The 19,023-nt window shown below is 38.8% G+C and carries 15 protein-coding genes; all 15 read left to right on the top strand.

The genetic code is table 11. The features are described from left to right. Nucleotides 1–83: 83 nt before the first annotated feature. The 15 genes from trmFO to nusA all read left to right on the top strand — a co-directional run bounded on the left by trmFO (nucleotide 84) and on the right by nusA (nucleotide 19,018). On the top strand, nucleotides 84–1,391 hold the full coding sequence (trmFO, locus tag E2K98_RS00930; protein ID WP_133332450.1) for an FADH(2)-oxidizing methylenetetrahydrofolate--tRNA-(uracil(54)-C(5))-methyltransferase TrmFO: 1,308 nt from the start codon (nucleotides 84–86) through the stop codon (nucleotides 1,389–1,391). Nucleotides 1,392–1,652: 261 nt separating this feature from the next. Beyond that, nucleotides 1,653–2,195 (top strand): ATP-dependent protease subunit HslV, encoded by a 543-nt coding sequence (gene hslV / locus E2K98_RS00925; RefSeq protein WP_026574872.1) that lies wholly within the window; start codon nucleotides 1,653–1,655, stop codon nucleotides 2,193–2,195. Between the two features lie 20 nt (nucleotides 2,196–2,215). After that, nucleotides 2,216–3,622 (top strand): HslU--HslV peptidase ATPase subunit, encoded by a 1,407-nt coding sequence (hslU, locus tag E2K98_RS00920; RefSeq protein ID WP_133332449.1) that lies wholly within the window; start codon nucleotides 2,216–2,218, stop codon nucleotides 3,620–3,622. 115 nt (nucleotides 3,623–3,737) lie between these two features. Next, nucleotides 3,738–4,517: a GTP-sensing pleiotropic transcriptional regulator CodY gene (gene codY / locus E2K98_RS00915; protein ID WP_026574874.1), complete on the top strand. Its 780-nt coding sequence runs from the start codon at nucleotides 3,738–3,740 to the stop codon at nucleotides 4,515–4,517. Between the two features lie 218 nt (nucleotides 4,518–4,735). Next, nucleotides 4,736–5,440, top strand: a complete 705-nt coding sequence (rpsB, locus tag E2K98_RS00910) for a 30S ribosomal protein S2 (protein ID WP_133332448.1) — start codon at nucleotides 4,736–4,738, stop codon at nucleotides 5,438–5,440. 187 nt (nucleotides 5,441–5,627) lie between these two features. Continuing rightward, nucleotides 5,628–6,512, top strand: coding sequence for a translation elongation factor Ts (gene tsf, locus E2K98_RS00905; RefSeq protein ID WP_133332447.1), 885 nt, complete (start codon nucleotides 5,628–5,630; stop codon nucleotides 6,510–6,512). Nucleotides 6,513–6,598: 86 nt separating this feature from the next. Next, entirely contained in the window at nucleotides 6,599–7,324 is a 726-nt protein-coding gene (gene pyrH, locus E2K98_RS00900; protein WP_133332446.1) for a UMP kinase, read from the top strand. Next, a complete protein-coding gene (gene frr / locus E2K98_RS00895) occupies nucleotides 7,324–7,881 on the top strand; it encodes a ribosome recycling factor (protein WP_133332445.1) in 558 nt (185 codons plus the stop codon). The genes pyrH and frr overlap by 1 nt, the downstream gene beginning before the upstream one ends. Before the next feature lie 272 nt (nucleotides 7,882–8,153). Beyond that, nucleotides 8,154–8,930: an isoprenyl transferase gene (locus E2K98_RS00890; protein ID WP_133332444.1), complete on the top strand. Its 777-nt coding sequence runs from the start codon at nucleotides 8,154–8,156 to the stop codon at nucleotides 8,928–8,930. Between the two features lie 24 nt (nucleotides 8,931–8,954). Beyond that, nucleotides 8,955–9,752 (top strand): phosphatidate cytidylyltransferase, encoded by a 798-nt coding sequence (locus E2K98_RS00885; protein ID WP_133332443.1) that lies wholly within the window; start codon nucleotides 8,955–8,957, stop codon nucleotides 9,750–9,752. A 29-nt stretch (nucleotides 9,753–9,781) separates the two neighbouring features. Continuing rightward, complete coding sequence (gene dxr / locus E2K98_RS00880) at nucleotides 9,782–10,924, top strand: 1-deoxy-D-xylulose-5-phosphate reductoisomerase (protein ID WP_133332442.1); 1,143 nt, start codon at nucleotides 9,782–9,784, stop codon at nucleotides 10,922–10,924. An 89-nt stretch (nucleotides 10,925–11,013) separates the two neighbouring features. Next, nucleotides 11,014–12,273 (top strand): RIP metalloprotease RseP, encoded by a 1,260-nt coding sequence (gene rseP, locus E2K98_RS00875; RefSeq protein ID WP_133332441.1) that lies wholly within the window; start codon nucleotides 11,014–11,016, stop codon nucleotides 12,271–12,273. A 433-nt stretch (nucleotides 12,274–12,706) separates the two neighbouring features. Continuing rightward, nucleotides 12,707–17,032, top strand: coding sequence for a PolC-type DNA polymerase III (locus E2K98_RS00870; RefSeq protein WP_133332440.1), 4,326 nt, complete (start codon nucleotides 12,707–12,709; stop codon nucleotides 17,030–17,032). A 352-nt stretch (nucleotides 17,033–17,384) separates the two neighbouring features. Then, nucleotides 17,385–17,855, top strand: a complete 471-nt coding sequence (gene rimP / locus E2K98_RS00865) for a ribosome maturation factor RimP (protein ID WP_026574884.1) — start codon at nucleotides 17,385–17,387, stop codon at nucleotides 17,853–17,855. A 38-nt stretch (nucleotides 17,856–17,893) separates the two neighbouring features. Continuing rightward, nucleotides 17,894–19,018: a transcription termination factor NusA gene (nusA, locus tag E2K98_RS00860; RefSeq protein ID WP_133332439.1), complete on the top strand. Its 1,125-nt coding sequence runs from the start codon at nucleotides 17,894–17,896 to the stop codon at nucleotides 19,016–19,018. Nucleotides 19,019–19,023 lie beyond the last annotated feature (5 nt).

The raw sequence follows: 19,023 nt of genomic DNA, 5'->3' as shown, positions 1-19,023 counted from the left end.
AATGCAAGATGGACTAAATTGAGGGAAAAGTATACTATAGATGTTTGGTTACATAATTAAGAAAGTGGTCTAGGAGGACATTCATGAAAGAAATGACAGTTAATGTTATTGGAGCAGGACTTGCGGGCAGTGAAGCAGCCTGGCAAATTGCAAAACGTGGGATTAAAGTTCACCTTTATGAAATGCGACCTGTTAAGCAAACTCCTGCTCATCATACAGATAAATTTGCAGAATTAGTCTGCAGTAATTCTTTAAGAGCAAACACGTTAACGAATGCTGTTGGTGTGTTAAAAGAAGAAATGCGAAAGCTAGATTCCGTCATTATCGCGGCAGCGGATGCCTGCTCAGTTCCTGCCGGTGGTGCTTTAGCAGTTGATCGGCATGAATTTGCGGCAAAAGTAACAAACTTGGTTAAAAATCATGAAAATGTCACGGTCATTAATGAGGAAGTAACTAAAATTCCTGAAGGACCGACAGTTATTGCAACAGGGCCGCTGACAAGTCCTGAACTTTCAGCGCAGCTAAAGAATTTAACAGGGGAAGAATATCTTTATTTCTATGATGCTGCAGCACCAATTATTGAAAAAGAAAGTATTGATATGGATAAGGTATATTTAAAATCCCGTTACGATAAGGGAGAAGCAGCATATTTAAATTGTCCGATGACAGAGGAAGAATTTAACCGATTCTATGAAGCGTTAATTTCAGCTGAAACCGTTCCATTAAAAGAATTTGAAAAGGAAATTTTCTTCGAAGGCTGTATGCCAATTGAAGTAATGGCGGCTAGGGGAAAGAAGACGATGCTCTTTGGCCCTTTAAAGCCGGTTGGTTTAGAAGACCCGAAAACAGGGAAAAGACCTTTTGCAGTTATTCAGCTAAGGCAGGATGATGCGGCAGGAACATTATTTAATATTGTTGGGTTTCAAACTCATTTAAAATGGGGTGCACAAAAAGAGGTGCTCAGCCTTATACCGGGGCTTGAAAATGCTGAGATTATTCGTTATGGCGTTATGCACCGGAATACATTTATTAATTCCCCTAAGGTTTTGAGAGCAACCTATCAATTCCGTGAGCGGGAGGATTTATTTTTTGCAGGGCAAATGACCGGAGTAGAAGGATATGTAGAATCAGCAGCTAGCGGATTAATTGCCGGAATTAACGCATCCCGTTTAGTTGAAGGAAAAGAAACGGTGGAGTTTCCCGATGAAACTGCAATTGGAAGTATGGCACACTATATTACCACCACGAATGCGAAAAATTTCCAACCGATGAATGCAAATTTTGGACTTTTTCCTGAATTACCAGTCAAAATTAAGGGGAAACAAGAAAGAAATTTACAGCATGCAAATAGAGCGTTAGAAACAATTCAGAACTTTATGAAAGTTTTGTAAAATTACTTGCATGGGCTATGGAAGTATGTTACGATTTAGTAGGCCTTGCTTGCTGGAAGCATGATAAATGTGAATGTTTTATTAACATTCTATCTCGATTATTTACAAATAGAGAAGAATTACTCAAAATATAGAATTGAACATTTTCAACATGATTTTAGTACATTTATTGTTCACGTTTGAACAAGGAGTTCACGATGCTTTTTTCATTCTTGGGTTAATCGGAAAATAGAAAACTCCAAAAGAGGAGGGTTTTAATTAATGGAGCAATTTCATGCTACTACGATTTTTGCGGTTCACCATAAAGGTGAATGTTCGATGTCAGGTGATGGGCAAGTCACATTTGGAAATGCGGTTGTAATGAAGCACACAGCAAGAAAAGTCAGAAAGATTTTTAATGGTAGAGTATTAGCCGGTTTTGCTGGATCCGTTGCGGATGCTTTTACATTGTTTGAGTTATTTGAAGGTAAACTTGAAGAGTATAATGGAAACCTTCAAAGAGCGGCAGTGGAACTTGCTAAGGAATGGCGCAGCGATAAAATGCTGCGAAAGCTTGAAGCGATGCTGATTGTTATGAATCGAGAGAGTTTGCTTCTTGTTTCCGGAACAGGAGAAGTCATAGAGCCTGATGATGGTATACTTGCGATTGGTTCCGGTGGCAATTATGCCTTAGCTGCAGGCCGCTCTTTAAAGAAATACGCAGGGGATCATTTATCTGCAAAAGAAATTGCCAAAGCTTCTTTAGAAATAGCTGCTGAAATATGTGTGTATACGAATCACAATATTATTGTTGAAGAGCTATAATGGGAAGGGAGTCCTGATCAATGGGAAAAACAACAAATTTAACCCCGCGCCAAATCGTAGAGAGACTTGACCAATATATTATTGGGCAGAAGGATGCGAAGAAAGCTGTAGCTGTTGCACTTAGGAATCGATATAGAAGAGGTTTGTTAACCGAAAAATTACGGGATGAAATTATTCCGAAAAATATTCTAATGATTGGACCCACTGGTGTTGGTAAAACAGAAATAGCCCGCAGGATTGCTAAGCTAGTCGGGGCTCCTTTTGTTAAGGTTGAGGCAACCAAATTCACTGAGGTGGGCTATGTTGGCCGTGATGTAGAGTCAATGGTCCGCGACTTAGTGGAAACTTCTGTTCGGTTGGTGAAAGAAGAAAGAATGCTTAATGTTAAGGAACGGGCAGAGGAAAATGCAAACAGCAGACTTGTAGACCTGCTGGTACCTTCAGCAAAGAAGGCAACCGGTTATAAAAATCCACTTGAAATGTTATTTGGCGGTGGAAACTCTCAAAGTGAACATGAATCATTGCAAACCGATGATTATTCGATTAACGAAAAGCGAAAAATTGTTAAGGAAAAGCTAGCATTAGGTCAACTAGAGGATGAAATTGTTTCTGTTGAAGTGGAAGAGCAGGCCCCATCCATGTTTGATATGCTTCAAGGCTCCGGTATTGAACAAATGGGCATGAATATGCAGGATGCCTTGAGCAGTTTTATGCCAAAGAAACGGAAAAAAAGAAAATTAACCGTCCGAGAAGCTAGAAAAGTATTAACGAGTGAAGAAGCCCAAAAGTTAATTGATATGGATGAAGTAACCTCAGAAGCGGTTTACAGAGCAGAACAAAATGGCATCATTTTTATTGACGAAATCGATAAAATTGCAAGCAAGAATTCGGGTGGATCATCAGCAGATGTTTCTCGTGAAGGGGTTCAAAGGGATATTTTACCTGTTGTCGAGGGGTCAACGGTGGTAACCAAATATGGTTCGGTTAAAACGGATCATGTCTTGTTTATTGCAGCCGGAGCCTTCCATATGGCAAAGCCTTCTGATTTAATTCCGGAATTACAAGGCCGATTCCCAATTCGGGTTGAATTAACAAAATTAAATGTAGAAGATTTCTTCAGGATTCTTATTGAGCCTGATAATGCCCTTATCAAACAATATCAAGCATTATTGGAAACTGAAGGTATACAAATTGAATTTTCTGACGATGCTATTCGTAGAATCGCTGAAGTTGCTTTTGACGTGAATCAAAATACGGATAATATTGGAGCAAGACGTCTCCACACCATATTAGAAAAACTTTTGGAGGATTTATCCTTCGAAGCACCTGATATTACAATGGAGAAAATTACGATTACGCCGCAATATGTCGACGACAAACTTGGAGCGATCTCAAAAAATAAGGACTTAAGTCAATTTATTCTTTAAAAGAGGGTGTTACCAGCCCTTTCTTATGGGGAAACATTAAAAACACCTAATATTCAAAAGATGATTGTCACATAAAATTTAATATTGGTTGCAGATCATTAGGAGGAAGAATTACATGGATTTACTTTCAAAAACTAGAAAAATTAATGCGTTATTACAAAAGGCTGCAGGAAAGCCGGTAAACTTTAAAGAAATGGCTGAAACACTAAGTGAAGTGATTGAGTCAAATATTTATGTTGTTAGCCGTCGTGGTAAATTATTAGGTTTTGCAGTTAATCAGCATTTTGAAAATGAACGCATGTCAAAAATGTTGGAAGAGCGTCAATTCCCTGAAGAATATACGAAAGGTTTATTTAATATTCAAGAAACATCTCCAAACCTTGATGTTAATAGTGAATATACTGCCTTTCCAGTTGAAAACAAAGAACTTTTCCCTGAAGGCTTAACGACTGTTGTTCCGATTATTGGCGGCGGTGAACGGTTAGGAACATTAATCCTCGCAAGAGTACAGGAAAAATTCCTGGATGATGATTTAATTCTTGCGGAGTACGGTGCAACCGTAGTAGGTATGGAAATCCTTCGGGAAAAAGCAGAGGAAATTGAAGAAGAAGCTAGAAGTAAAGCAGTTGTACAAATGGCGATTAGTTCGCTGTCTTATAGTGAACTTGAAGCAATTGAACATATTTTTGAAGAATTAAACGGTCATGAAGGCTTATTAGTTGCATCAAAAATTGCCGATCGTGTTGGGATTACCCGCTCTGTTATTGTCAATGCATTAAGAAAGCTCGAAAGTGCAGGCGTAATCGAGTCTCGTTCCCTTGGCATGAAAGGAACGTACATTAAAGTCTTAAACGACAAGTTCTTAGTTGAGCTTGATAAATTAAGATCTAATTAATAAAAAGTAAACCTAAAAAGGAGAATCCCCTATTTCAAAAAATAGGGGATTCAATTTTTTGAAACTAGTTCTTGATTTGTGTTCTATATTTATGCTATATTATTTCATGGTGTTAATACACACGCTTGTTGATTTAAACAGACGGTGCTGTTAAACAAAACAGTTTTTGTTTAAAGATGAGATAAGCGGAGGAAAACAAACCATTAGGAGGAAAAAACATGTCAGTCATTTCTATGAAACAATTGCTTGAAGCTGGTGTACATTTTGGACACCAAACTCGCCGTTGGAACCCAAAAATGAAGAAATATATCTTCACTGAGCGTAACGGTATCTATATCATCGACCTTCAAAAAACAGTTAAGAAGGTAGAAGAAGCTTATAACTGGGTAAAAGAACTTGCTGGTAACGGCGGAACAGTTCTTTTCGTTGGTACTAAAAAACAAGCTCAAGATTCTGTTAAAGAAGAAGCAGCTCGTTCAGGTCAGTACTATGTGAACCAACGCTGGTTAGGTGGTACATTAACAAACTTCGAAACAATCCAAAAGCGTATTGGCCGCTTAAAAGATATTGAAAGAATGTCAGAAGACGGTACTTTCGATGTTTTACCTAAAAAAGAAGTTGTTCAATTAAAGAAAGAACAAGAACGTCTTGAAAAATTCCTAGGCGGAATCAAAGATATGAAACAGCTTCCAGATGCATTATTCATCATTGACCCTCGTAAAGAGCGTATCGCAGTTGCAGAAGCTAAGAAATTAAACATCCCTATCGTAGGTATTGTTGATACAAACTGTGATCCGGATGAAATCGATGTAGTTATTCCTGCGAACGACGATGCAATCCGTGCAGTTAAATTATTAACTGGCAAAATGGCGGATGCAATCCTTGAAGCAAAACAAGGTGAAGAAGTAGCAGTAGAAGCTTAATTCTATAGTGCCAACGAACAAAAAGGTGATAAGAGGGAGACCCTTTATCACCTTTTTTTAAAGAAAATTCAATGCTAGGCTGGTCCCTTGGGTAACAAACAAAGGTGTAGTTTAAAAGGCAAGAAGGTTTATCTTAGGTTTGATTGGCTAAGATATGAATACATAGTATATAAGGAGGAAATACATTATGGCAGTAACGGCTCAAATGGTTAAGGAACTTCGTGAAAAAACAGGCGCAGGAATGATGGATTGTAAAAAAGCTTTAACAGAAACAAATGGTGATATGGAAAAAGCAATTGATTACCTTCGTGAAAAAGGAATTGCAAAAGCTGCAAAGAAAGCAGATCGTATTGCTGCTGAAGGAACAACTTACGTTTTAACAGAAGGAAACGAAGCAGTTATCCTAGAAGTGAACTCAGAAACTGACTTCGTTGCAAAAAACGAAGGTTTCCAAACACTTGTTAAGGAACTTGCTGAACACCTTCTAAAAAATAAACCAGCAACAGTAGAAGAAGCTTCTGAGCAAAAAATGGAAAATGGTGCAACAGTTTCTGAATATATCAATGCTGCAATTGCTAAAATTGGTGAAAAGCTTTCCCTTCGCCGCTTTGTAATTGTATCTAAATCTGATAATGATGCATTCGGTGCATACCTTCACATGGGTGGTCGTATCGGTGTTTTATCTGTACTTGAAGGCACTCCTGATGCAAGTGCAGCAAAAGATGTTTCCATGCATATCGCTGCGTTAAATCCAAAATATGTTTCTCGTGATCAAGTCTCACAAGAAGAAGTTGAGCGTGAGCGCGAAATCTTAACACAACAAGCTCTTAACGAGGGTAAGCCGGAAAATATCGTTGCAAAAATGGTTGAAGGCCGCCTAGGAAAATATTTTGAAGATGTTTGTGTTCTTGACCAAACATTCGTTAAAAACCCTGATCAAAAAGTACGCCAATTCGTTGAATCAAAAGGTGCTACTGTTCGTGAATTCATTCGCTATGAAGTAGGCGAAGGCATCGAAAAACGTGAAGATAACTTTGCAGAAGAAGTTATGAACCAAGTAAATAAAAAATAATTTAAATAGGGAGCACATTGTGTTCCCTATTTTTGAAGCATGAAGAAATTAAATGGTAATACATCATCAAAAATTCGGAGGTTTATATGGGTAGTCCTAAGTACAAACGCGTCGTTTTAAAATTAAGCGGGGAAGCACTTGCGGGAGAGTCGAGCTTTGGAATTAAACCTTCTGTGATTAAATCCATTGCTGCTCAAGTAAAAGAGATTGCTGAACTTGGAGTTGAAGTAGCTGTTGTTGTTGGCGGCGGCAATATTTGGCGCGGGAAAATCGGCAGTGAGATGGGAATGGACCGGGCAACGGCTGATTATATGGGAATGTTGGCGACGGTAATGAATTCCTTAGCACTTCAAGATAGCTTAGAGCATTTAGGGATTGAATCACGTGTGCAAACTTCAATTGAAATGCGTCAGGTTGCAGAACCCTATATAAGACGTCGTGCAATAAGACATCTAGAAAAGAAACGTGTAGTAATTTTTGCAGCAGGTACTGGAAATCCATATTTCTCAACGGATACAACTGCAGCACTCAGGGCAGCAGAAATTGATGCAGAAGTAATTTTAATGGCAAAAAATAATGTGGATGGGGTATATTCTGCAGACCCTCGTTTAGATAAAAATGCAACTAAATATGAGGAGCTTTCTTATCTTGATGTAATCAAAGAAGGATTGGCCGTAATGGATTCCACTGCTTCTTCTTTATGTATGGATAATGATATTCCGCTTATTGTTTTCTCAATTATGGAACAAGGAAATATTAAACGCGCTGTAATGGGTGAAAAAATTGGAACAATTGTTAGGGGGAAAAACTAATGCCAAAACAAGTCATCTCCACCGCAAAAGATAAAATGTCAAAAGGGATTCAAGCATTTACACGTGAGCTTGCAAGCATTCGTGCCGGTAGAGCAAGTGCATCCCTATTAGACCGGATTACTGTTGATTATTACGGAGCACCAACTCCAGTAAACCAGGTTGCTGGAATTACAACACCTGAGGCAAGACTTCTGGTTATTCAGCCGTATGACAAATCCATTCTTGGTGATATCGAGAAGGCGATTCTAAAATCCGATTTAGGTTTGAATCCATCAAATGATGGGATGCTCATCCGGATTGCGATTCCACAACTGACGGAAGAACGCCGTAAAGAACTTGTTAAATTAGTAAAAAAAGAATCAGAAGAAGCAAAAGTAGCGATTCGAAATGTACGTCGTGATGCAAATGAAGACTTGAAAAAGTTAGAGAAAAAAGGCGATATTACTGAAGATGATCTTCGTGGTTATTCTGATGATATTCAAAAATTGACAGATGAAAATATCAGTAAAATTGATCAAATTACAAAAGACAAAGAGAAAGAAATTATGGAAGTATAACAAATTTACTTGGCAGGGCGACCCTCTATTTTAGGGGGTTTTTTCACTATTTGAGCTAAGATTCTTTTTTGAGATTTATCAAAATAAGTTTTCTGAATATTATTCTTAATTCCTTATATTTTACATAAGTTAGTTATTAGAAGATATCTTCATGTTTTTTTGGTATGATAAAAACATGCTAAAATGATCATTCATAGGATTTATTATTGGTTCGATTAGAGAAAAATCTATTATCGGAGTATATGATTAACTTAATTTGGAGGAGCATTGTCATGTTTAATAAAATAAGGCTTTGGAAGAATCAAAATAACTCTTCCACACTCCGAGAAAAAATAGAAGAGATAAAAAAATTACCGATTCCTGAGCATGTTGCGATTATTATGGACGGGAATGGAAGATGGGCAAAAAAAAGGGCATTACCACGAATAGCAGGACACCATGAAGGGATGAAGGTCGTTCGTAAAACTACACGTCTTGCCAATCAGCTTGGAATTAAAACCTTAACCTTATATGCCTTTTCAACTGAAAATTGGAAACGACCTAAAAACGAAGTGGAATATATCATGAAATTACCTGAGGAATTTCTAGGTGCGTTCCTTCCGGAATTAATTAAAGAAAATGTTCAAGTGAAAATGATGGGATACAAAGATAAACTCCCTGTACATACATTACACGCGATTGAAAAAGCTATTGAAGAAACAAAAAATAATAATGGACTAGTCTTAAACTTTGCGCTGAATTACGGAAGCAGGGCTGAAATCATTGATGCAGTCAAACAAGTCGTAAGTGATTGCAGAAGTGATATAATGAATGAAAATGATTTAAATGAAGAGGTTTTTTCCTCGTATTTGATGACAGCAAACATGACGGACCCTGATCTATTAATTCGAACAAGTGGTGAAATTCGCCTGAGCAACTTCATGCTTTGGCAATTGGCTTACACAGAATTCTGGTTTACTGAGGTTTTATGGCCGGACTTTGGTGAGGAGCATCTGCTTGAGGCGATTGAAACATTTCAAAATCGTCAGCGCCGGTTTGGAGGAATATAGTCCATAAAGGTGTGAAACTAATAGATGAAGCAAAGAATCATAACAGCAGTCGTGGCCGCCGCACTTTTTGTTCCGATTGTGTTTTATGGAGGACTCCCATTCGTCCTATTATCGTATTTCTTGGCAACTGTTGGCTTGTACGAGCTTTTAAAAATGAAAAACCTTTCTATTTTTACCGTACATGGCTTTTTGGCAACATTGTTTCTTTGGGTGATTATATTTCCAAAACAATATGACCACATCATGAATACTTTTTATTATACAAAAACAGAAGTGGCCATTGCTTTTGTGTTGTTGTTGTTGGCCTATACAGTTATAACGAAAAACCGATTTACTTTTGAAGATGGAGCTTTTTCCGTACTGTCTTCCGTTTATGTTGGAATGGGGTTCTATTTTTTCATGGAAGCTCGTGATGCCGGCCTTGTTTATATTTTTTATTCCTTGTTTATCATGTGGGCAACCGATTCTGGTGCATATTTCATCGGTAAAGCTGCCGGTAAGAACAAATTATGGCCGGAAATAAGTCCAAATAAAACCATAGAAGGTTCCCTTGGCGGTGTAGTATGTGCTCTTATTGTCGGCGTTTTATTTGCTTTATTTTCCGATTTTAATGCATCATTACTTGAAATATTAGGGATTACCATAGTGTTATCTGTTTTTGGACAAATCGGTGATTTGGTTGAATCGGCGTTTAAACGTCATTTTAATGTAAAGGATTCTGGGAAAATTTTACCTGGACACGGTGGGATTCTTGACCGATTTGACAGCCTATTGTTCGTATGGCCATTGTTGCATTTCTTCCACCTTTGGCCCAATTTATAAGTGGTTTATTTTTTGGGAGTTGAATATAGTTGAAAATAATTAGCCTACTGGGTGCCACAGGATCCATTGGAACCCAGACTCTAGATATTATTCGCGAGCATCCTGATACCTTTCAGCTAGGTGCAATGTCTGTTGGAAAGAATATTGACTTGGCAAGAAAGTTCATCTATGAGTTCAGGCCACAGCTTGTTTCAGTACAGGATTATCAAGACTGCGCAACCTTAAATACTGAGTTTCCAAATACAAAATTTACATTTGGGCACGAAGGTTTAATTGAGGTTGCTATTTATGAAAAAGCAGAAATTCTTGTAAATGCGGTGCTTGGGAGCGTTGGACTAAACCCGACATTACAAGCAATTGAAACCGGGAAGGTCATTGCAATTGCCAATAAGGAAACACTTGTTACAGCCGGACATCTTGTCATGGATGCTGTGAGAAAAAATAATGTTAGTCTACTTCCTGTCGACAGCGAACACTCTGCTATTTTTCAAGCGCTACAAGGAGAAAAGCATAAGAATATAGAAAGATTAATTTTAACAGCATCTGGCGGAAGTTTCCGTGACCGCTCGCGTGCGGAATTAGAAAATGTTACGGTTAAAGATGCTTTAAATCATCCAAACTGGTCAATGGGTGCAAAAATTACCATCGACTCGGCCACAATGATGAATAAAGGATTAGAAGTAATTGAGGCACACTGGCTTTTTGATATGCCATATGAGAAAATCGATGTCTTGCTTCACAAAGAGAGTATTATTCATTCAATGGTTGAATTTCATGATAGCAGCATAATCGCCCAGTTGGGAACTCCGGATATGAGGGTGCCTATCCAATATGCTCTTACCTATCCGGAACGCGCTCAGCTCCCGTCAGCAAAACGATTAGACTTAGCGCAAATTGGCAAACTGCATTTTCAGGAAATGGATCAAGATCGTTTCCGCTGTCTAAGGTTCGCCTATCATGCCGGAAAAGAGGGCGGAACAATGCCAACTGCTTTGAACGCTGCGAATGAAGTGGCTGTTGCAGCGTTTTTGGAAGGGAAAATTCGTTTCTTGCAAATTGAAGATTTGATTGAAAAAGCAATAAACGCTCATCAAACGATGGCACACCCAAGTTTAACTGATATCCAAGAGGTCGACAAAGAAACGAGACAATATGTACGTTCACTTCTATAAGGAAAGCTCGGAGCGCCAAAGGCGCTTTAGCTAGACAGTTATCGAAGTTAAAAGTTACTTCCTTATCCTGATAAAAGGTGGTTTTACTATTGACAACAGTTATAGCCTTTATTGTAATCTTTGGCGCACTTGTCTTTTTTCATGAATTGGGTCACTTAATTTTTGCAAAACGAGCAGGTATTCTTTGCCGGGAATTTGCAATTGGCTTCGGCCCAAAGGTTTTTTCACATAAAAAAGGAGAAACAACCTATACCATTCGCTTGCTTCCTATTGGAGGATTTGTTCGTATGGCAGGTGAGGATCCTGAAATGGTTGAAATCAAGCCTGGATACCGTATTGGCTTATTGTTTGATAAAGATGAAACAGTAAATAAAATTATTTTAAATAATAAAGAAAAGTATCCTGATTGCCGGATCATTGAAGTTGAATTTGCTGATATTGAAAAAGACCTTATCATCAAGGGGTATCCAGATGATGAGGATGACCAACTAAAGACTTTTGTGATTCATCCAAAAGCAATGATTGTAGAAAATGGAATCGAATCTCAAATTGCTCCACTTGATCGCCAATTTGGAGCAAAAACATTATGGCAAAGAACGATGGCTATTTTTGCAGGGCCAATGATGAATTTTGTTCTCGCTTTTATCATTTTTATTGTGATTGCCCTTTTGCAAGGGGTTCCTACTAATGATCCTAAATTAGGTGAAATTACTGCTGATGGGGCTGCAAAAGCTGCAGGGCTTCACAAGGGAGATGTAGTCCAAAGTATTAATGGTGCCGAGGTTACCAGCTGGGCTGATGTGGTAGAAATCATTCGAAATAGCCCGAATAAAAAATTAGATTTTACAATTACCCGAGATGGGAAAGATATGGATGTGCAAGTAACGCCAATTGAAAAAACGGTTGATGGAAAGAAAATGGGGTTAATCGGTGTATATAGCCCTGTTGAAAAATCACCTATTCAAGCTATTTCTGCCGGGGTTAAAGATACGTATACCTGGACAATGCAAATCATCGGGATGCTTGGAAAATTGGTTACAGGTCAATTCTCAATTAATATGCTTTCTGGTCCAGTAGGTATTTATCAAGCTACCGATACAGTTGCGAAATCAGGTATTTATTATCTAATGAAATGGGCAGGAATCTTAAGTATAAATTTAGGCATAATGAATTTACTGCCAATACCGGCACTTGACGGTGGAAGATTAATGTTTTTTGCAGTTGAAGCACTTAGAGGGAAACCAATCGACCGTCAAAAAGAAGGGATGGTTCACTTTATTGGGTTCGCTTTGCTAATGCTTTTAATGCTAGTTGTAACTTGGAATGATATCCAAAGATTTTTCTTATAAAGTATTCTAGGTACCTTTTAAGGGGTACCTTTCTTTTTTGATTAGGCTAGGCTTGTTAAGGACAATGTTGATTTTTGAACAACGTTGATTGGAGCGGAAATCCACAACCAAGGTTAACAAGTCTTTGACTAAAATTAGATGAAGTTTCCTGTCGAATAAAGACGAATCAACTTGGTTGATATGATATAATTATTTTTTGAATAGGCTGTGTTAAAGGACAATGTTGATTTTGAACAGCGTTGATTGGAGCGGAAGGCACGAAGACTCCTGTGGGAGTACGGGACAGGGGAGACCCCGCTGGAGCGAAGCGACGAGGAGGCTCCCCGAACCGCCCACGGAAAGCGAAGTGCCTGGAGCGGAAATCAACAACCAGGTTTAACAGAGCCTTTGAATAAAAGACAATAGAGATTAAAGATAGATGGGAGAGAGAATGATGAGCGAAAATGCCTTAGGCAGTAAAGAGCGATTCTTACTCTTGCTCCAGCAGCTGCAAATGCAAGAAGATGCTGTGGTAGCACAATTTCCAAATGCACAAATTGAAAAACTAATCGTCGAAAAAAAAGCCCGTAAGTGGCATTTTCAATTTCTATTAGAAAAAATCCTTCCCTACAATGTATATATCCGCTTTACGACCCAATTGGAAAGAACATTTTCAAATATTGCCCGTATTTCGTATGAGATAAATGTTACCGAGCAAACCTTTTCACCGGATTTATTATTAGAGTACTGGAACCATTGTATCCAGCAGATTGATGGCATTGCTCCGCCTTTATTAAAGCTATTAAATGAACAAATCCCGACGATTAACGGGAATAAAGTATCGCTTTCAGTACGAAATGAAACCGAGGGTCTTGCACTTTCACGAAAATATGGAGGTGTGATCAGCAAGATTTATCAATCCTTTGGCTTTCCAGTTCTAACAATTGAAACGAATGTCCAAAGTCTAGAAAAGAACGATGAATATGAAAAATTTTTACAAGCTAAACAAAAAGAAGACCAGGAACGCGGGCTTCAAGCACTCGTAGAGCTACAGAGGAAGGAAGCGGAAAAAGAGCAATCGAACGGTGATATTCCGCAAGGTCCGCTTACAATTGGTCTTACAATTAAGGATGATCAAGATTACCGCACGATGATTGATATTGTTGATGAGGAAAGAAGAGTAACTGTTCAAGGGTACATTTTTGATGCTGAAACGAGAGAACTTAGAAGCGGACGTACCCTGCTAACCTTTAAAGTTACAGATTATACAAGTTCAATCATGGTTAAAATGTTCTCGAGAGATAAAGAGGATGCAGCCCTATTTCAACATGTTAAAAAAGGAATGTGGGTAAAGGTTAGAGGAAGTATCCAGAATGACACATTCGTCCGTGATCTTGTGATGATTGGAAATGATATAAATGAAATAAAACCAGCAGGCCGGAAAGACACTGCTCCAGAAGATGAGAAGCGTGTAGAACTCCATCTTCATACTCCGATGAGTCAAATGGATGCCGTTACACCTGTAAGCACCCTTATTGCTCAGGCGAAAAAATGGGGCCACAAAGCAATTGCTGTTACCGATCATGCAGTTGCTCAATCTTTTCCGGAGGCATTCGGTGCAGGTAAAAAGAATGACATTAAAATTTTATATGGAATTGAGGCCAATCTAATTGATGACGGCGTCCCGATTGCTTATAATGACGCACATCGGCTTTTGGCTGAAGATACCTACGTAGTTTTTGACGTAGAAACCACGGGGCTTTCAGCTGTATATGATACGATCATCGAGCTTGCTGCTGTAAAAATACATGATGGGGAAATTATTGACCGCTTTGAGTCATTTGCAAATCCACATCATCGTTTATCAGCAACAACGATTAATTTGACCGGTATTACGGATGATATGGTCGAAAATGCACCAGAGGTAGCGGAAGTCATCCGCAATTTCCATGACTGGGTTGGAGATGCTGTCCTTGTCGCTCATAATGCATCCTTTGATATGGGCTTCCTGAATGTCGGCTACAAAAATATTAGTCTAGAAAAAGCGAAAAATCCGGTAATCGATACGCTGGAACTCGGTCGTTTTCTATATCCTGAACTAAAAAATCACCGCCTAAATACGCTGGCGAAAAAGTTTGATATTGAATTAACCCAGCACCACCGTGCTATTTACGATGCGGAAGCAACAGGCTATTTATTGCTAAAAATGCTTAAGGATTCACTTGAAAAGGGTATTGAATATCATGATCAGTTCAATGACAACATGGGGAAAGGAAATGCCTATCAAAGAGCACGTCCATATCACTGCACCCTACTAGCACAAACTGAAGTAGGTTTAAAAAATTTATTTAAATTAGTTTCTATTGCACATATTGAGTACTATTACAGGGTGCCTCGTATACCTCGCTCCGTTCTTCAAAAATATCGCGAAGGAATCCTTGTTGGTTCCGCCTGTAATAAAGGGGAAGTATTTGAAGGGATGATGCAAAAATCCCCTGAAGAGGTAGAAGCCTTTGCTCAGTTTTATGATTATCTTGAAGTAATGCCAAAACCTGTGTATGCGCCAATGATCGAAATGGAATTAATCCGAGATGAGAAGGCGCTTGAAGAAATTATTGGGAACATTGTTAAGCTTGGAGATAAGTTGGGTATCCCCGTTGTTGCAACGGGAAATGTTCATTATTTAAACGAAAACGATAAAATTTATCGAAAAATATTAATTAACTCTCAAGGTGGTGCAAATCCACTTAACCGTCACCAGCTTCCAGATGTTCATTTCCGCTCGACGAATGAAATGCTTGATGAGTTTTCATTTTTAGGTGCGGAAAAGGCTAAGGAAATTGTTGTAACGAATACCAATAAAATTGCCGATATGATTGATGTTATTAAACCAATTAAAGATGATTTATACACGCCAAAAATTGAAGGCGCAGATGACGAAATGAGAGAAATGAGTTATGCCATGGCTCGTAAAATTTATGGTGATTCGCTTCCGGAAATAGTGGAAGCCCGTTTGGAAAAAGAATTAAAAAGTATCATTGGCCATGGGTTTGCCGTAATTTATTTGATTTCGCATAAACTCGTTAAAAAATCGCTTGATGATGGATACCTTGTTGGTTCACGTGGATCGGTCGGTTCCTCATTTGTTGCAACTATGACGGAGATTACCGAGGTAAACCCACTTCCGCCACATTATATTTGTCCAACCTGTAAACATTCCGAGTTCTTTAATGATGGTTCGGTTGGTTCCGGATTTGATTTACCTGATAAAGATTGCCCTGAGTGCGGAGGGAAATACCGAAAAGATGGACATGATATTCCGTTTGAAACCTTCCTTGGCTTTAAAGGGGATAAGGTTCCGGATATTGACTTGAACTTTTCCGGTGAGTATCAGCCGCGCGCACATAACTATACAAAGGTGCTTTTCGGTGAGGAATATGTCTATCGTGCTGGAACAATCGGAACAGTTGCCGATAAAACGGCTTTTGGCTATGTTAAGGCATATCAACAGGATAATAATCTCCAAATTCGGGGAGCAGAGGTTGAAAGACTGGCTTCCGGATGTACAGGAGTAAAACGGACCACGGGTCAGCACCCGGGTGGGATTATTGTTATTCCAGATTATATGGATGTATATGATTTTACACCGATCCAGTTTCCAGCAGATGATAAAACTTCAGAGTGGCGGACCACTCATTTTGATTTCCATTCGATACATGATAATGTACTAAAGCTTGATATACTCGGACACGACGATCCAACCGTAATCAGGATGCTGCAGGACCTTAGCGGAATTGACCCAAAAACGATTCCGACTGATGATCCGGAAGTGATGAAGATTTTTAGTGGAACCGAATCACTCGGGGTAACCGAACAGCAAATCATGTGTAAAACCGGAACATTGGGTATCCCGGAATTTGGAACAAGATTCGTTCGGCAAATGCTTGAAGATACAAAACCGACAACCTTTTCTGAACTTGTTCAAATTTCCGGTCTATCCCACGGGACAGATGTATGGTTAGGAAATGCCCAAGAACTAATTCATAATCGAACTTGTACGCTTAGTGAAGTTATCGGCTGTCGTGATGATATAATGGTCTATTTAATTTACCAAGGACTTGATCCGTCTTTTGCTTTTAAAATTATGGAATCCGTTCGTAAAGGGAAAGGCTTAAGTGAAGAAATGGAAGCAGAAATGCGCAAAAATGAAGTTCCGGAATGGTACATTGATTCCTGCAAAAAAATCAAATATATGTTCCCGAAAGCCCATGCTGCTGCATATGTATTAATGGCCGTAAGGATTGCCTTTTTTAAAGTACATCTGCCGCTTCTTTATTACGCAGCCTACTTCACTGTCCGTGCTGAGGATTTCGATGTGGAAGCAATGGCCCGCGGTTCAGAAGCTATTCGGGCAAGAATTGAGGAAATCAATGCAAAGGGACTTGAGGCGTCAAATAAAGAGAAAAACCTTTTGACTGTTCTTGAATTAGCTTTAGAAATGACGGAAAGAGGATTTTCATTTAAGAAAATTGATTTATACAAATCTTCCGCCTCAGAGTTTATTATAGAGGGAGATTCATTAATTCCACCGTTTAATTCTATCCCTGGTCTAGGAACAAACGTTGCTTGGAGTATTGTAAAGGCAAGGGAAGAAGGCGAATTTTTATCGAAAGAAGACCTGCAGCAGCGTGGAAAAGTATCCAAGACCATTCTTGAATATTTGGACAAACAAGGCTGCCTTGGATCCCTGCCAGAACAAAACCAGCTGTCGCTTTTCTAGATGTCTACCTCCAGCGCCTAGCCCCTATGGTCTACAGCCGATCCGTCAAAAGGTAAAGAGTAACCTTCTCGCCGGCTCGTCTTATGCTATGCCTGAGGCTGATCACTAAGGAAAGCTTCAAAGAATAATCATCGCAGGAACAAGCTGTGCTTGTTCCGAATGCGCTTCCGCTTTTCTTGTTTGCATATATATAGTGACTATGGTATAGTTTTATTGGAAATACTAAGAAATACTCTCGAATCAAGGAGTGGGGCAACCCACTCTTTCTTGTTTGTAAATAGGGTAAATTGATAAAACTTTCCGTGAACTACATATAATATGGGTGAAAAAAGTCGGTAAAAGGAGGTTAAGCATGAGCAAAGTAACTGAAGTAGTAGAAAAGCTAGCAGAACCAATCCTTGAAGAACTTGGTTTGGAGTTAGTCGAGATTGAGTATGTAAAAGAAGGAAAAAGCTGGTTTCTCCGCATATATATTGATAAAGATCTCGGAGTCGATATTGAAGACTGCGGAGTAGTGAGTGAACGTCTTAGTGAAAAACTCGATGAATTGGATCCGATTCCCCATAATTATTTCCTTGAAGTATCTTCACCCGGTGCTGAACGTCCTTTGAAAAAAAGTAAGGACTTTGAAAAAGCAATTGGAAAAAATGTATTCATAAAAACATATGAACCTATTGATGGTGAAAAAAGCTTTGAGGGTCTATTACAAGCGTTTGATGGGCAGACCGTCATCATAGAGGTAAAAATAAAAACTCGCAAAAAAAACATTGAAATTCCTTATGAAAAGATTGCAAATGCACGACTGGCTGTTTCTTTTTCATAATTGAGAAATTTAAATAATGGTTAGGGGGATACAAGAAAATGAGCAGCGAACTATTAGATGCTCTTACCATACTGGAAAGAGAAAAAGGAATTTCCAGAGATGTTTTAATCGAAGCGATTGAAGCGGCACTTATCTCAGCATATCGCCGTAATTTTAATCAGGCACAAAATGTGAGAATTGATTTGAATTTACAATCAGGATCAATGAGGGTTTTTGCTAGAAAAGAGGTAGTGGATCAAGTATTTGACCCGCGTCTTGAAATTTCAATTGAAGATGCACGAAGAATTAATCCAAATTACCAAGTAGAAGATGTAGTTGAAATGGAAGTAACACCTAAAGATTTTGGGAGAATTGCAGCTCAAACAGCAAAGCAAGTGGTGACACAGCGTGTTAGAGAAGCTGAAAGAGGTATTATTTATTCTGAATTTATTGATCGTGAAGAAGATATCATGACAGGTATCGTTCAAAGACTGGATTCTAAGTTTATCTATGTAAGCCTTGGCAAAATTGAAGCATTGCTTCCGGTTAACGAACAAATGCCAAATGAACGCTATAAACCACATGATCGTATCAAGGTATTTATTACAAAGGTAGAAAAAACAACAAAAGGACCGCAAATCTTTGTATCTCGTACACATCCGGGATTGCTCAAACGCTTGTTTGAAATCGAAGTACCTGAGATCTACGATGGAACGGTTGAAATTAAATCCGTTGCCCGCGAGGCAGGAGATCGTTCCAAAATTTCCGTTCATTCCGATAATGCTGAGGTTGATCCGGTGGGTTCTTGTGTCGGACCAAAAGGAACACGTGTTCAAGCAGTTGTGAATGAGTTAAAAGGTGAAAAAATTGATATCGTAAAATGGTCAGATGATCCTGTTGTCTTTGTTGCTAATTCCTTAAGTCCTTCTAAAGTTTTGGATGTTATGGTAAATGAAGCGGATAAAGCAACAACAGTAGTTGTCCCAGATTATCAACTTTCCCTTGCAATTGGTAAACGCGGTCAAAACGCAAGACTGGCAGCGAAGTTAACGGGATGGAAAATTGATATTAAATCAGAAACCGAAGCACGTGATATAGGAATTTATCCACGTGAAGAAACAATCAGACTTTTTGATGATCAAGTCGAAGACGATCATTTCGAATTCGAAGATGAATTAGATTAATTGGT

The organism is Bacillus salipaludis, from assembly GCF_004358205.1.
Note: the sequence above shows the minus strand (reverse complement) of the source record. Positions and strands in the feature narration are given on the sequence as shown.

Excerpts from the sequence above, each read along its gene's own strand:
- trmFO (WP_133332450.1), top strand. The coding sequence starts at position 84 with ATGAAAGAAATGACAGTTAATGTTATTGGAGCAGGACTTGCGGGCAGT.
- hslV (WP_026574872.1), top strand. The coding sequence starts at position 1,653 with ATGGAGCAATTTCATGCTACTACGATTTTTGCGGTTCACCATAAAGGT.
- hslU (WP_133332449.1), top strand. The coding sequence starts at position 2,216 with ATGGGAAAAACAACAAATTTAACCCCGCGCCAAATCGTAGAGAGACTT.
- codY (WP_026574874.1), top strand. The coding sequence starts at position 3,738 with ATGGATTTACTTTCAAAAACTAGAAAAATTAATGCGTTATTACAAAAG.
- rpsB (WP_133332448.1), top strand. The coding sequence starts at position 4,736 with ATGTCAGTCATTTCTATGAAACAATTGCTTGAAGCTGGTGTACATTTT.
- tsf (WP_133332447.1), top strand. The coding sequence starts at position 5,628 with ATGGCAGTAACGGCTCAAATGGTTAAGGAACTTCGTGAAAAAACAGGC.
- pyrH (WP_133332446.1), top strand. The coding sequence starts at position 6,599 with ATGGGTAGTCCTAAGTACAAACGCGTCGTTTTAAAATTAAGCGGGGAA.
- frr (WP_133332445.1), top strand. The coding sequence starts at position 7,324 with ATGCCAAAACAAGTCATCTCCACCGCAAAAGATAAAATGTCAAAAGGG.
- E2K98_RS00890 (WP_133332444.1), top strand. The coding sequence starts at position 8,154 with ATGTTTAATAAAATAAGGCTTTGGAAGAATCAAAATAACTCTTCCACA.
- E2K98_RS00885 (WP_133332443.1), top strand. The coding sequence starts at position 8,955 with ATGAAGCAAAGAATCATAACAGCAGTCGTGGCCGCCGCACTTTTTGTT.
- E2K98_RS00870 (WP_133332440.1), top strand. The coding sequence starts at position 12,707 with ATGAGCGAAAATGCCTTAGGCAGTAAAGAGCGATTCTTACTCTTGCTC.
- rimP (WP_026574884.1), top strand. The coding sequence starts at position 17,385 with ATGAGCAAAGTAACTGAAGTAGTAGAAAAGCTAGCAGAACCAATCCTT.
- nusA (WP_133332439.1), top strand. The coding sequence starts at position 17,894 with ATGAGCAGCGAACTATTAGATGCTCTTACCATACTGGAAAGAGAAAAA.